8 protein-coding genes are annotated in these 14764 nt (G+C 71.2%); 3 read left to right on the top strand and 5 right to left on the bottom strand.

Going from position 1 to position 14764, the window contains the following annotated elements:
- Positions 1 to 48 precede the first annotated feature (48 nt).
- From AC4OXY_RS02065 to AC4OXY_RS02045, 5 genes are all read right to left on the bottom strand, one after another.
- Positions 49 to 1806: a cellulase family glycosylhydrolase gene (locus AC4OXY_RS02065; RefSeq protein ID WP_491992982.1), complete on the bottom strand. Its 1758-nt coding sequence runs from the start codon at positions 1804 to 1806 to the stop codon at positions 49 to 51.
- Positions 1807 to 1857: 51 nt separating this feature from the next.
- On the bottom strand, positions 1858 to 3357 hold the full coding sequence (locus AC4OXY_RS02060) for a glycoside hydrolase family 43 protein (RefSeq protein WP_491992981.1): 1500 nt from the start codon (positions 3355 to 3357) through the stop codon (positions 1858 to 1860).
- 37 nt (positions 3358 to 3394) lie between these two features.
- Positions 3395 to 5542: an alpha-galactosidase gene (locus tag AC4OXY_RS02055; RefSeq protein ID WP_491992980.1), complete on the bottom strand. Its 2148-nt coding sequence runs from the start codon at positions 5540 to 5542 to the stop codon at positions 3395 to 3397.
- A 15-nt stretch (positions 5543 to 5557) separates the two neighbouring features.
- Positions 5558 to 7546: a beta-galactosidase gene (locus AC4OXY_RS02050; RefSeq protein ID WP_491992979.1), complete on the bottom strand. Its 1989-nt coding sequence runs from the start codon at positions 7544 to 7546 to the stop codon at positions 5558 to 5560.
- A 113-nt stretch (positions 7547 to 7659) separates the two neighbouring features.
- Positions 7660 to 7962 carry a hypothetical protein gene (locus tag AC4OXY_RS02045; protein ID WP_376289643.1) on the bottom strand — a complete coding sequence of 101 codons (303 nt, stop codon included), beginning with the start codon at positions 7960 to 7962 and terminating at the stop codon, positions 7660 to 7662.
- A 209-nt stretch (positions 7963 to 8171) separates the two neighbouring features.
- Here AC4OXY_RS02045 and AC4OXY_RS02040 point away from each other — a divergent pair, with 209 nt between their 5' ends.
- Genes AC4OXY_RS02040 through yicI form a run of 3 tightly spaced genes read left to right on the top strand, consistent with a single transcriptional unit; the run spans position 8172 to position 14760 of the window.
- Positions 8172 to 11081 carry a glycoside hydrolase family 3 C-terminal domain-containing protein gene (locus AC4OXY_RS02040; RefSeq protein WP_491992978.1) on the top strand — a complete coding sequence of 970 codons (2910 nt, stop codon included), beginning with the start codon at positions 8172 to 8174 and terminating at the stop codon, positions 11079 to 11081.
- Positions 11078 to 12481, top strand: coding sequence for a GH1 family beta-glucosidase (locus tag AC4OXY_RS02035; RefSeq protein ID WP_491992977.1), 1404 nt, complete (start codon positions 11078 to 11080; stop codon positions 12479 to 12481). Before AC4OXY_RS02040 ends, AC4OXY_RS02035 begins: the two co-directional genes overlap by 4 nt.
- Positions 12478 to 14760: an alpha-xylosidase gene (gene yicI / locus AC4OXY_RS02030; RefSeq protein ID WP_376289637.1), complete on the top strand. Its 2283-nt coding sequence runs from the start codon at positions 12478 to 12480 to the stop codon at positions 14758 to 14760. The genes AC4OXY_RS02035 and yicI overlap by 4 nt, the downstream gene beginning before the upstream one ends.
- Positions 14761 to 14764 lie beyond the last annotated feature (4 nt).

Below are 14764 nucleotides of genomic sequence, written 5' to 3'. Positions count from 1 at the left end.
CCTGGTCACCCGGCACGGGGCGGGCAACCAGGGCAGCGGGCCGGTCGGTCAGGACGCCGTGCCGGTCACCGAGCTTCCGGACTTCGTCACGTGGTACGTGACGATGGCGCCGCTCCAGAAGTGGAACTTCAGCGTCACCGGCGCGTTGTCGTGCACCGCCTTGAAGAAGTCGGAGGTCAGGGTGATCCTGCCGCCCGCGTAGTCGGGCGAGAAGGACTGGTTGAACTGCTGGTACGGGGTCCAGTCGGCCGGGCCGGCGTTGCTGCCGTCGGCGTACGCGGCCTCCATGGTCGCCAGCACGTCACCGCGGTACTGCGTGGGAAGGGCGAACGAGCCGCTCGTGCCCGTGGTGTTCGACAGCACCGGGGTGTCGTAGGTGATGACGTCGATGTTCCAGGGCAGCCCGCGGGAGAACCGGGCCTGGAGCGTCGCGTTCACCCCGTACGCGCGATTGCCGGTCAGCCGGGTCAGCGCGGTGGGCGTGAGGGTGAGCCGGTCGCCGGACACGGTGTAGTCCCGTCCCGCGACCAGCTTCCTGCTGCCCTGCCACAGGCCCCGGAAGGTGGTGCCGTTAGGGTTCAGGGTGAGGGACTGGGCCGTGATCGGGGCCGACTTCGCCACGAAGACCTTGTCGAGGGAGGCGGTACCCGAGCGGGTGGTCCAGCTCGACTTGATCCAGGCGAACAGGGCGGGGTCACGCCACTTGAGGGTGGAGCGATTCAGGTAGGAGAAGGGGTCCCACAGGGCGGTGGTGACCCCGGCGACCCGCGCCTGGTGTCCGAGCTGCTCCAGGTACTTCAGTCCCTCACCCCGCTCGATGGGGTCGGGATGGTTGTAGTCGGGCCAGCTCAGTGTGCCGTACTCGCCGAGGTAGACGGGGATGCCCTTGGCGACGAACGTGTCGTGCATCCGGGCGAAGGCGTCGGTCAGGTCCTTCTGGGCGGAGGCGTCGTACCGGGTGCCGCCCGCGACGTTCACGCTGAACGGGTACCAGCTGTAGTAGTGCACGGTGGCGACCAGGTTGCGGTCGTGCAGTGCCCCGATCGTGGTGGACAGGTCGTCCATGAGGTCCTGCGCGGGCGTGCAGCCCTGCGTGGGCAGGGCGAGCAGGCGGTTGGTGTTCCCGCCGCCCGTGGCGCGGACGACCCTGTGGAAGGAGGTGTTCAGCTCGTTCAGGAACTGGGTCTTCTGCGCCGGCGTGGCGTTGTTGAACTGCGGCTCGTTGACGCTCTCGAAGAGCAGGGTGCGCGGCTCGTCCCGGAACGTGGTGGCGATCTGCGACCAGGAGGCGTCGAAGCGGGCGAGCACCTTGTCGTGGTTGGTGGCCATGTCGGCGATCCACTGCCACGAGTCGTGGTGGACGTTGAGCACGACGTAAAGGCCGTCGGCCAGCGCCCAGTCGACCACCTGCTTGACGCGCTTCATGTACGTGGCGTCGATGGTGTAGGGCGCGGTGGCTGACTGGTGGTCGGTCCAGGTGACCGGGATGCGGACGCTGTGGAAGCCCTGCGCGCGGATGGTGTCGAACAGGGGCTTGGTGACCGGGGGGTTGCCCCAGGACGTCTCGTCCGGGATGGCGTCCAGGGTGTTGCCCAGGTTCCAGCTGGGCTGCATGGCCGCCACGGCGTCCATGGCGGAGGCCGGAACCCTGACCTGGGTCCGCCCCGGGTGCGCCGGGCTGTCATCGGCCGCCGCCATCGTGGTGCCGCTGGTCAGGCCCACGATGGCGAGCAGCGTCAGCAGCAGGGCGGCCAGACGCCCGGGGCCGCGGCTGTGGTGGCGTGCGGGGTGCCGTATGTCCTTCACCTGTCGTTCCTTTCGCTCGGTTGTCGGGTTGTCGGGTTGTCGGTTCGGTGGTCAGGGTCTGAGGGGCTCGTAGTCGAACCAGTCGAAGTGGACGGTGCCGACCGTGGCGTACATGCCGATGACGCGGCCCGTGAAGCCGCCGGCGACCTCGGTCGACAGGTAACGGCCGTCGAGGGTCGCGAGCACGGTGAAGGTGCCGTCGGGCTGCTCGACGCCGAGAGAGACGGCATCGGGGCCGGTACGGGCGTCGTGTGGCGGCGGGGGGTCGGTGATCGTGAGGCCGAGGACCACCGGCCCGTCGGGTACGGGCTGTGCCGCCACGACCGTGCGCAGCGAGCCGACCCGCGCGATCACCCGCACTTCGCTGCCGGACGCCTCGATGGCGTAGTGGTGCCGCTCGTCCAGCCGTACGGCCAGGCCGCCGGTACCCTCCGCGGGATCGACCAGGGTCCGGGCCCCGCACGACAGGTGCTGCTGGCGCCGGCCGACGAAGATGGCGTCGGGTTCGTCCAGGTCGACGCCCCGCGCGCGGAGCGTCAGCCATCCGGGGCGCTCCTTCGTGGTGCAGAGTTCGGCCGGGCGGTCCCGCACGGAGATCCACGAAGGCCGCAGTTCGCTCAGGTCGAAGTCGTCCCGTGGTTCCTCGACGGGGCCGGGGGCAAGGGGCCACGGAAGCTCCGGCAGGTCCAGGGCGACCTCGCCGACGACCGGCCAGTCGTCCACCCAGGTCACCGGAGCCAGGAAGGTCTCCCGGCCGAGCACGTGCCAGCCGGGCGTGCCGCCGCCCGGCCGTACCCCGAGCAGCACCATCCACCACGAGCCGTCGGGTGCCTGGACCAGGTCGGCGTGCCCGGTGTTCTGCACGGGGTGGTCGGTGCTGCGGTGGGTGAGGATCGGGTTGGCCGGGCAGGGCTCGAACGGGCCGCTCGGCGTGAGACCGCGGGCGATCGCCACGCCGTGGCCGCGCTCGGTTCCCCCCACCGCGATGAGCAGGTACCAGTAGTCGCCTATCCGGTACAGGTGCGGCGCCTCCGGAGCCTTGTCGCCGGGCGCGCCGGACCACAACTTCCGCGGTGTCCCGTACGTTTCCCCGGTGTGCGGATCGATGCGGACCTGTGACACCCCGGCGAAGGTGCACCAACAGGTGCCGTCCTCGTCCCAGGCCAGGTCGGGATCGATGCCGGGCACGCCGGGAAGCCGGATGGGGTCCGACCACGGCCCGGCGGGGTCGGTGGCGGTGACGACCAGGTTTCCGCCGCCTGCGCTCACGTTGGTGACGATCAGCCAGAAGCGTCCGTCGTGGTGGCGCAGGGTGGGGGCGTAGATCCCGGCGGAGGACGGCACGTCGGCCGCCAGACGCAGCTGGCTCGGCCGGTCCAGGGCGTTGCCGATCTGCGTCCAGTGCACCAGGTCACGGCTGTGGAAGAGGGGTACGCCGGGGAAGTACTCGAAGCTGGAGCAGGCGAGGTAGTAGTCGTCGCCGACCCGGCAGACGCTGGGGTCGGGGTGGAAACCGGGGATCACGGGGTTGGCGGGGCCGGTGTCTGACAAGGCACCAGGTCCTTTCGGTATACGGGATGTACGTGGCTCAGCCGGATGTCTCGTCTGGAGAGGACGCCTTGGGGCGGCTGAGCCGGAGCAGCACGGCGGAGGGCGCGGTGGGCAGGGTCACGGTGAGGTGACCGGTGTCCGGGTGCCAGCCGGTGGTGGCCTGGCTGGTCGAGGGGTAGAGCAGGTCCGCGCGGACGTGTGAGCCGCGCAGGTGCGGCAGGCTGAGAGTCGCGGAGCTGTCGGTGCCGGGGCGGCGCCAGGCCGTGAGGTAGGTGGTGTCGCGAGTGCGCAGGGCCAGCGCGAGCCAGGGATCGTCCCAGGCGGGAAGGCCGAGTGGCCAGCAGGGCACGGCCTGCGCCAGGTCGGCGCGGATGGCCTTGTAGACCGTCACCGCCTCATGGACGAGGGCGCGTGCCTCGGGCCGCAGTTCGGGCAGCCGGCCGGAGAGGTGGATGCGGCCCAGGAGAGCGTTGGCCATCGTGAACGCGACCTCGTCGAGGGAGTCCTCCGGCTGCGGGTAGGCCCAGACGGCGCCCTGTTCGGGGGTGACGGCGGTGGGTGCCGAGGCCGCGATGGGTGCGTAGAGCAGGAGGTTCTGCTGGTCGCTGGTGGACTGCACCTGCAGCCGGGACAGCAGGGCGTGGTCCCACCGCATGCCGCCGGAGGAGCAGTTCTCCAGCACCAGGTGGGGGTGCCGGTCGAGGATGCCGTCGAGCCAGTCGAGGTGGGCGCGGTTGTGGCCGAGCAGCCCGGCTCCGGGCGACTCGCCGGGACGGTTGCTGGTCCCGGAGCCGGGGTCGATGTTGTGGTCGAGCTTGAGGTAACCGACGCCCCATGTGCCGGCCAGGCGGTCCACCACCCGGTCCAGGTGGGCACATGCGGCGGGGTGACGGAGGTCCAGGTGGTACCGGCCGCCCTCCACGACGCGGACGCCGTCGCGGCGGAAGAACGCCTCGTCGGGCAGGATCCCGGCCACGGGGCTGTGCACGCCGACCACTTCCGGCTCCAGCCACAGCCCCGGGACCATGCCGCGTGCGCGGATCCGGTCCAGCACCTCGTGGATCCCGTTCTCGCCGGGGAAGCGCGAGGCGGCCGGTTCCCAGGCGCCGACGGTGGTCCACCAGCCGCCGTCGCCGTCGTCGTACCAGCCGGCGTCGATGACGAAGTACTCGGCGCCGGCCTCGGCCGCCGCGTCGACCAACGGCAGGAGTTTGTCGGTGGTGGGGTCGCCCATCAGGCAGTTCATGTAGTCGTTGAAGATGACGGGCAGCCGCCTGTGGTCGGGATGCGGGCGGCGCAGGGCGCGCCGGTAGCGGGTCAGCGCGGCGAACGCGGCGTCCGGTCCGCCGTCGGCGCTGAACGCCACAGCGGCGGGTACGGCGCTGAAGGCCGTCCCGGGTGCCAGGGCGTGCCGCCAGCCGTGGTGCGTGTCGGTCGGCCCGGACAGTGCCGTGTACGCCGCGCCGTGGCGCTCGCCGCACTCCCAGCGCCAGCTGCCGTTGTGCTCGATCTGCCACACCCAGGTGAGGCCGGAGTGACGGTCCGTCAGCCCACCCATGGGTAGATGCCCGCAGCTGGACCAACTGCCCTGCCCGGTCAGAGCGAACCCTCCTCTGCCATTGCCGAATTGCACGCGTCCGCTCAGGACGGGCGAGGTCAGGCGCATCGGACGGCGCTGCCACCGGCATTCAGCGAGCCAGTCGTTGTCCGCCCAGAGCAGGTCCGCGGCGTCGATGGCCGCCGGACCTGCCGCGGTCAGGCCGCCCACGACGAGAGAGCTGACCGACTCCAGGAACACGGTCTCCCGGCCTTCGTTGCGCAGGGTCACCTCGCCGCGCACGACGGGCACACCGTCGGGCGAACGGTACGTCACGTCTGCGACCAACCCGCTCTCCGGATCGTGGAGTTGGACGGTCAGTGTGTGCCAGTCGCCCTCGCGCGCCGTGTGGTGGCCCCGGTGGCGCAGCCGCCCGCCGATCGTGGTGTCGACGAGGCGGTTGCCCGACCAGCCGCGGCCGTGCCCCGCGGCCGTCATCTCCACCAGGGGCAGGGAGGCATGGGGGTTCGCGTCACCGCCGGCGGGCGGTCCGAGGTAGGTCAGGAGGGGGCTGTCGTTCTCATCAAGGGTGATCTGGAGCCGAAGGGCGTCGTGACCCCAGCGGATCGTGTGCTGTTCCTCGGTCATGGTGGCCTCTCGGAGTCAGGTCCTGCGCAGCACCGCGCAACCGCCGGGGGGCAGCTCGCGGACCCTGGCGCCGGTGAGCAGGTCGTGAGCGGAATCCGGCAGCGGCACGGTGTCCGCGCGGTGGTTGAGCAGGAACTGCCAGCGACGGCCGTCGGACGCGTGCCGGGTGACGGCTTCGACACCGTCCGGCAGACCTGGCGACTCCTCCGGCTCGACACCGGCCTCGTGCAGGACCCGGCCGACCAACGCGCCGTAGTCGGTGTCGTCGAGGCGGGTGGAGACGTACCAGCCCTGCCCGGTTCCGTAGCGGTGCCGGGTCAGTGCCGGGCTGTCGGTGAGCATGCCGTGGGTGTAGGCGGCGAGCGTCTCGGCGCCCTCGGCACGCAGGGACTCGCTCCATACCGAGCCGTGCGAGCCGTCCGACAGGGTGATCCGCTCATCCGTCCGCAGCGGGCGGTGCTCCTCGACACGGACGCCCAGGGCCTCGCGCAGCGGCCCGGCTGGATAGCCGCCGAGCCGGGCGTGCATGCGGTCGTCGACGCATCCGTTCGCGTACTGGACGAGGAGTGTCCCGCCGTCGGCGACGTATCGGCGCAGGTTCTCGGCGCCCGCGTCGGACAGGAGGAACAGGGCCGGCGCGACGACGAGCGCGTAGCGGCTCAACTCGTGCTCGGGATGGGCGAAGTCGACCGTCACGCCGGCGTCCCACAACGCCCGGTGTGCCCGGCTCAGCTCCCCGTGGTAACCGAGGGCGGCGGAGGGCAGGCCGTCGACGCTCAAGGCCCACCAGGCGTCCGCGTCGTGCAGGACGGCCACGGACGCGTCGACCGTCGAACCCGCCAGCTCGCCGAGCCGGGCGACCGCCTCCCCGACCTGTGTGACCTCGCGGAAGATACGGCTGTCGGGGCCAGCGTGCGGGACCATCGCCGAATGCCATGTCTCGGCACCGGCCCGGGACTGCCGCCACTGGAAGAAGAGGGCACCCTCCGAACCGCGCGCGATGTGGCCGAGGGTGTGGCGCAGGATCTCCCCGGGTTCCTTGCCCAGCACCCGGTCGCTGTCGTAGACGGTGTTGGTGCCCTGTTCCATCAGCAGCCAGGGGCTGCCGCCGCTCAGGGAGCGGACGCGGTCGGCGTGGAATGCGGCGTCGGCGGCGGCGTCGAGACCTGGCGACCCCGGGTAGTGATCGGAGGTGACCACGTCGAGTTCGCGGGCCAGCGCCCACAGGTCCAGGTTCTGGTAGGCGGGCAGCATCAGGTTGGTCGTCACGGGCCGGTCGCTGTGCGCGCGGATCGCGTCGCGCTGTTCGCGGTAGGCGGCGACGGTCTCGTCGGACCAGAAGCGGCGGAAGTCCAGGCTCTGGCCCGGGTTCTTGTGCCACTGCGTCGCGCGTGGTGGCAGCACTTGTTCCCAAGAGGTGTAGCGCTGGCTCCAGAAGGACGTTCCCCAGGCCTCGTTGAGGGCGTCCAGTGAGCCGTGGCGGGCGCGCAGCCACACCCGGAAGGCCGCCGCCGCGTGCTCGCAGTGGCAGAGCGTGGCGTACTCGTTGTGTACGTGCCACAGCGCGAGGGCCGGGTGGTCGCCGTACCGTTCGGCGAGGGCCGAGGCGATCCTGCGGGCCGCGTTCCGGTAGGCGGGTGCGGCCAGGCAGTAGGTGTCGCGGCTGCCGTGGGTGAGGCGGGTGCCGTCGGGTGTGACCGGCAGGGCGTCGGGGTGGGCAAGGGTGAACCAGGGCGGTGGGGAGGCCGTCGGTGTGGCGAGGTCGACGGCCACGCCGTTCGCGTGCAGGCGCTCCAGGTGGGCGTCGAGCCAGGCGAAGTCGTAGCGGCCCTCCTCCGGTTCGAGCAGGGCCCAGGAGAAGACGCCCACGGTGACCAGGTTGACCCCGGCCCGGCGCATGAGTGTGTCGTCCTCCTTCCAGACGGGCTCGTCCCACTGCTCGGGGTTGTAGTCCCCGCCGAAGGCGAGCCCGCCCAGACGGTCGGTGACGCTGCGGGCGGTCATGGGTGTTCCTCCGGTACGGGAGTCGGGTGTGGTGTGCTCTCGCGGGTGGCCGGCACCGGCGCCAGGGGTGGAGGCCGGCGGCCGGCGTGGCCGTAGTGGGGGAGCGGTCCCTTTCAGGCGGCGGGGAGAGGCGAGCGGGACCGCTCCCGGTCCGGGGATGTGCCGTCGGCGCGGTACCGCTTCAGCCCTTGACGGCGCCGGTGCGCAGGCCGCTGCGGAAGTTCCACTGCGGGGGGCACGCCCGTGACGCCCTTCGGGTAGGCCGGCAGCGCCGCCTTCGAACCCGCCTTCGTGTTCGTATCCGTGTGCCGCTGTCCGCCACCCCCGTGGGCGGACAGGGGCGGAGCCGGTGCGGCCGCTCCCGGGAACGAGGCGGCCGCGCCGACGAAGCTTCTGCGGTTCAACGCGTGCGGCATGGTGGCGACCCCTTTCCCTTGGTGTCGAAGCGCTTCACCTGACTCGCGAAGTTAACGGACATGTTTCGTGCGAAACAAGAGTGCGAACATAAAGAGAGGTTCTTTTCGCAGGTCCATTGACAGTCCGTCATGACGATGAAAGCGTCGATGCGCTTCGACAATCTGTCTTCAGCCCGACATCCACTCCCGCTTGTTGAGGGGCATGACTCGTGGGTTCTCCCTCCCTTTCCGCCACCGCCCGGCTGCCGTTCCGTGATCCCGCGCTTCCGTTCGGGAAACGTGTCGACGACCTGCTGGACCGGCTCACCCTGGATGAGCGGCTCGCCCTGCTGCACCAGTACGTCCCGGCCGTCCCGCGCCTCGGCATCGCCTCGTTCCGCACCGGAACCGAGGCGTTGCACGGCGTGGCCTGGCTGGGAGTGGCGACCGTCTTTCCCCAGGCCGTGGGGCTGGGAGCCACGTGGGACGAGGATCTGGTGCGCACCGTCGGCGAGGCGGTCTCGGTCGAGGCGCGCGCCTTCCACCGACACCGGCCGACCGCGACCGGATCCGGCACGAACAGCCTGCAGATCTGGTCGCCCGTGGTGAACCTGCTGCGCGATCCGCGATGGGGGCGGGGCGAAGAGGGCTACTCCGAGGACCCGTTGCACACCGCGCGCCTCGGCACCGCGTACTGCCGGGGCCTGGCCGGCGACCATCCCGACTACCTGCGCGCCGCTCCGGTGCTCAAGCACTTCCTCGCCTACAACAACGAGAACGACCGCTGTGTCACCTCCTCCGGCCTACGCCCCCGCGTGCTGCACGAGTACGACCTGGCCGCCTTCCGCCCGGTCATCGCCTCCGGCGCGGCCACCGGCGCGATGGCCGCCTACAACCTGGTCAACGGCCGCCCCTGCCACGTCAGTCCGCTCATCGAGGACGAACTGCGGCGCTGGGCAGGGCAGACGGGCCATGAACTGTTCGTGGTCAGCGACGAGGAAGCGCCCTGCAACCTGGTGGAGCTGGAGCACTACTTCGAGGACCACGCCTCCTCCCACGCCGCCGCGCTGAAAGCCGGCATCGACAGCTTCACCGACCACCGCGAGGACAGCGCGGCCGTGATCGGCCGGCTGCGCGAGGCGCTGGAGCGCGGACTGATCGAGGAGGAGGACGTCAACTGGGCGGTGCGCCGCCAGCTGCAACTGCGCTTCCGGCTGGGCGAGTTCGACCCCGATCTCGATCCGTACGCCGGCATCGGCCCGGAGGTGATCGACTGTCCCGAGCACCGCGCCCTGGCCCTGCGCGCCGTGACCGAGTCGGTGGTCCTACTCAAGAACGACGGCCTGCTGCCCCTCGATCCGGAACGAGCACCACGGATCGCCGTCATCGGGCCGCACGCCGACGCCCTGTACGAGGACTGGTACAGCGGCACCATGCCCTACCAGGTGGGCATCGCGACCGGTCTGCGCGCCGCGCTCGCAGACGGCGGCGGCCATGTGGTCCGCGTGCCGGGCGCCGACCGGATCAGGCTGCTCTCCCGTACCTCCGGCAAGCCGCTGGGCGGGACTTCGTTCGATGTCCAGGAGTGGGGCGACGGCGTCCTCACCCTGTGCGACGCCGACACCGGCCGCTACCTCGGCGTCCAGGACGACGCCTCCCTCGTCACCGACCGGGCGCTGCTCAAGTCCTGGTTCGTCGACGAGACTTTCCGGCTGGAGCCCGCCCCGGACGGCGAGGGCGACACCTTTGTGCTCCACAACGTGCGCACCGGCCGCTACGCCGCCCGCGATCCCGCCGACGGCCGGGTGCGCGTCACCGCCGAGACCCCCGGGACGGCCGAGCGCTGGCAGCGCAAACTGCTGCGCGACGGCGCGGCCGAGGCGCGGGCCGCCGCAGAGGAGGCCGACGTGGCGATCGTCGTCCTCGGCAACCACCCGATGATCAACGGCCGCGAGACCGAGGACCGTACCGGAATCGGCCTGCCCGAGACGCAGGAAGCGCTGCTGCGCGCGGTCGCCGCCGTCAGACCGGAGACCGCGCTGGTCGTCATGGGCAGTTACCCCTACGCCGTCGACTGGGCCGACGCCCACCTGCCGGCCGTGCTGTGGACCTCCCACGGCGGACAGGAGACGGGCCGGGCCCTGGCCGCCGTCCTGCTCGGCGCGGCCGACCCCGCCGGCCGGCTGCCGCAGACCTGGTACCGGGGCGAGGACCCACTGCCGCATCCACTCGACTACGACATCATCAAGGCGGGCTGGACGTACCAGTACCACCGGTCCGCACCCCTGTACTCCTTCGGACACGGCCTGTCGTACACCGACTTCACCTACCGCGACCTGCGGCTGTCCACGCCGTCCATGGCCCAGCACGGCGCAGTGGACGTCTCCGTGACCCTGGCCAACGCGGGCACACGGTCCGGGAGCGAGGTGGTCCAGCTCTACGTCCGGGCGGTCGATGCCCGCTACGAGGCACCCCGGCTCCGTCTCGCCGAATTCCGCAAGGTGCGGCTCGCACCGGAGCAGAGCCAGGAGGTGACCTTCCGGCTGCCGGCCGAACGACTGGCGCACTGGGACGTCACCGCGGGCGCCTTCACCGCCGATCCCGGCCGCTACGAGGTGCTCGTCGCGCGCTCGGCCGAGGACATCGTCCTCGGCGTGCCGCTCACCGTCACCGGTTCCCGACCCGCACCACGCGCACTGGTGGGCCGGAGCACCCTCGCTGCCGACTTCGACGACTACACGGACATCGCCCTGGTCGACGCCACCCGTGCGAGAGGCGATGCCGTCGCCCCGGCAGATCCCGCTCACCCCGCGACCCTGCTGTTCCGCGCCGCGGACCTGTCCGGTGCCGCCTGCTTCGAGGCAGAGGTCGCGCGCGAGGCCGCCGGACCGGGTGAGGCACGGCTGGAGGTGCGGGCCGGAGACCGTCTCGTCGCGGAGACCGCAGTACCGGTTACCGGCGACCGCCACACCTGGACGACCGTCACCGTCGCGACGGCGCCACCTGCCGATGGCCCCCACGATCTGCGGCTCACCCTGCACGGCGACTTCCGGCTGGCCTCCTTCCGCTTCACCGCACCGGATGACGCACTCGCCGGAGACCACGCGCCTGCCCCGCGGAGCGAGGAGGGTGCCCGGTGAACACCCCGCCCTTCCCGACGCTCCCCGGCGGCTTCCGCTTCGGCGCGGCCACGTCCGCCTACCAGATCGAAGGCGGCCACGACGAGGACGGCCGCGGGGCCTCCATCTGGGACACCTTCAGCCACACTCCCGGTCGGACGCACGCGGGTGCCACCGGCGACACCGCCGCCGACCACTACCACCGCCACCGCGAGGACATCGCGCTGCTGCGCGGTCTCGGCGTCGACACCTACCGCCTCTCGATCTCCTGGCCCCGCCTGCTGCCCCGGGGCATCGGCCCGGTCAACACCAAGGGCCTGGACTTCTACGACCGCCTCATCGACGGCCTGCTGGCCGCCGGTGTCGCTCCCGCCGTCACCCTCTACCACTGGGACCTCCCACAGGGCCTGGAGGACCGTGGGGGCTGGCGCGTGCGGGAGACCGCCGAGGCGTTCGCGGCGTACGCGGCACTCGCCGCCGAGCGCTACGGCGACCGGGTGGAACGCTGGATCACCCTCAACGAGCCGTACTGCTCCGCGTTCGTCGGGCATGCCGAGGGCCGACACGCCCCCGGCACACAGGAGGGACGGGGCGCACTGGCCGCCGCCCACCATCTGCTCGTCGGCCACGGTCTCGCCGTACACGCCCTGCGCGCCGCGGGCGTCGCCGGGGAGATCGGCATCACCCTCAACCTGGACCGCATCCACGCCGCGTCCGACCGGCCCGAGGACATCGCCGCCCGCCGTCGCGCCGAGACCCTGCACAACGACATCTGGACAGAACCGCTGTTCGCCGGACGCTACCCCGCGCACGAGGCCGAGACCTGGGCCGGGCTCGCCGACGGCCCCTGGCGGTTGCCGGGCGACCTGGACCTGATCGGCACGCCGCTGGACTTCCTCGGCGTGAACTTCTACCGGCCCCTCACCGTGGCCGCCGCACCGCACCGCGTGGCCGACCCCGACCAGCGCACCGCCGTGGACATCGGCGTGGCCGAGCTGGACCCGTACGGCACGCGACACACCACCATGGGCTGGCCGGTCGTCCCGTCCGCGTTCACCGAACTGCTCTGTGGCCTCCATGTCCGCTACCCGCAGTCGCCGCCGATCTGGATCACGGAGAACGGCTCGGCGGAGGCCGACACCGTCGCACCCGACGGCTGCATCCACGATCCCGACCGTATCGGCTATCTCGCCGAGCACCTCGCCGCCGTGGCCGATGCCATGGCCGCCGGTGTGGACGTACGCGGCTACTACGCCTGGTCGCTGCTGGACAACTTCGAGTGGGCACGCGGCTACGACCAGCGCTTCGGACTGGTCCACGTCGACTACGACACTCTGACCCGCACCCCCAAGGACAGCTACCACTGGTACCGGGGTCTGATCACCGCGCACCGTGCGCGTACGGAGGAACCTGCCCGATGAAGTTCACGGACGGCTACTGGCTGATGCGCCCCGGCTGCACGGCCCGCCATGCCACCGAGGTCGCCGACGTACGCGCCGACGACCAGCGGATGACCCTGTACGCGCCGGTGAAACACGTGAGCCGGCGGGGTGACACCCTCAACAGCCCGCTGCTGACCGTGGAGTGCTGGTCCCCGGCCGAGGGGATCATCGGCGTGCGCACGACCCACCATGCCGGATCGGCGCGCCGGGGCCCGGAGTTCGCGTTGCCCGGCGCCGGTGCGGACGCCGGCAAGGTGCGCCGGGACGGGGCGGTGCTGGAACTGGTCTCCGGCGAACTGACGCTGCGCGTGGACACGGAACAGCCGTGGCGGCTGGAGTTCGTCGCCGACGGCCAGGTGCTGACCTCCGCGGGAGAGCGCGGCAACGGGTTCGTCACCGACGCCGAAGGCCGCCATCACATGCTCGCCCAGCTGTCGTTGGGAGTCGGAGAGCTTGTCTACGGCCTGGGGGAGCGATTCACGCCGCTTGTGAAGAACGGGCAGACGGTGGACATCTGGCAGGCCGACGGCGGCACCAGCAGCGAACAGGCCTACAAGAACATCCCGTTCCACCTGACCAACCGTGGATACGGCGTCTTCGTGAACCATCCCGGCAGGGTCAGCTACGAGGTCGGCTCGGAAGCCGTCGGCCAGGTCCAGTTCAGCGTCGAGGATCAGTCGCTGGAGTACTTCGTCGTCCACGGCCCGACCCCGAAGCAGGTCCTGGAGCGCTACACCGCGCTCACCGGCCGCCCGGCCCTGCCGCCGGCCTGGGCGCTGGGCCTGTGGCTGACCACGTCCTTCACCACCGACTACGACGAGGCCACGGTCGGCCGTTTCATCGACGGCATGGCCGAACGCGGTATCCCGCTGAGCGTGTTCCACTTCGACTGCTTCTGGATGCGCGCCCACCAGTGGTGCGACTTCGCGTGGGACGCCGAGACCTTCCCCGACCCGGAGGGCATGCTGGCCCGGCTCAAGCAGCGGGGACTGCGCGTCTGCGCCTGGATCAACCCGTACATCGCCCAGAAGTCACCGCTGTTCGAGGAGGGCATGCGCGAGGGCCACCTCGTACGGCGTCCGGACGGCAGCGTGTGGCAGTGGGACCTGTGGCAGGCGGGCATGGCCCTGGTCGACTTCACCAACCCTGCCGCTCGCGACTGGTACACCGGCAAACTGCGCACACTGCTCGCACAGGGCGTGGACTGCTTCAAGACCGACTTCGGCGAGCGCATCCCCACCGATGTCGTCTGGCACGACGGCTCCGATCCGGAGCGGATGCACAACTACTACACCCACCTCTACAACCAGGCCGTCTTCGACCTGCTGCGCGAGGAGCGCGGCGAGGGCGAGGCGATGCTGTTCGCCCGCTCGGCCACCGCCGGAGGCCAGCAGTACCCCGTGCACTGGGGCGGCGACTGCGACTCCCACTTCAACGCCATGGCCGAGTCGCTGCGCGGCGGACTCTCCCTCGGGCTGTCCGGGTTCGGCTTCTGGAGCCATGACATCGGCGGCTTCGAGGGCACTCCCACGCCGACCGTGTTCAAGCGCTGGGTGCAGTTCGGTCTGCTCTCCTCGCACAGCCGGCTGCACGGCAGCCGGTCGTACCGCGTCCCGTGGGACTACGGCGAGGAGGCTGTCGAGGTCACCCGCGAGTTCACCCTCCTCAAACACCGCCTCGCCCCGTACCTGCAGCGCGCCGCCCAGCAGGCCCACACCACCGGCATCCCGGTGATGCGGGCCATGGCCCTGGAGTTCCCCGGCGACCCCACCACCGGTCATCTCGACCGACAGTACATGCTCGGCGACGACCTGCTCGTCGCTCCCGTCTTCACCGACGACGGCACGGCCGAGTACTACGTGCCCGAGGGCACCTGGACCAACATCCTGACCGGCGTCCGGGTCACCGGCCCTCGCTGGGTGCGCGAGCAGCACGACTTCCACACCTTGCCGTTGCTGGCTCGCCCCGACTCGGTCATCCCCTTCGCCGCCGACGACCAGCGCCCGGTCTCGGCCTGGGCGGACGATGTCGAGCTGAGGGTGCACGCCTTCGCGGACGGGGCTCGCCGCACGGTCGCGATCCCGACTACGAACGGCCCCGGCGAGACGGCCCGCTTCGATGTCCGCCGCGAGGGCGACCGCCTCAGCGTCACGACCGACAGCCCACACCCCTGGCGGCTGCGTACGGGTGGCCCCGACGGCACCCTGCACATCGTCGCCGCGGGGCCCGCGACCACCGAGTTCCGTTACGAGGAGTGAACCT

The sequence above is a fragment of the Streptomyces sp. HUAS MG56 genome (assembly GCF_058673395.1).
This window is presented reverse-complemented; position numbering and strand designations above follow the sequence as displayed.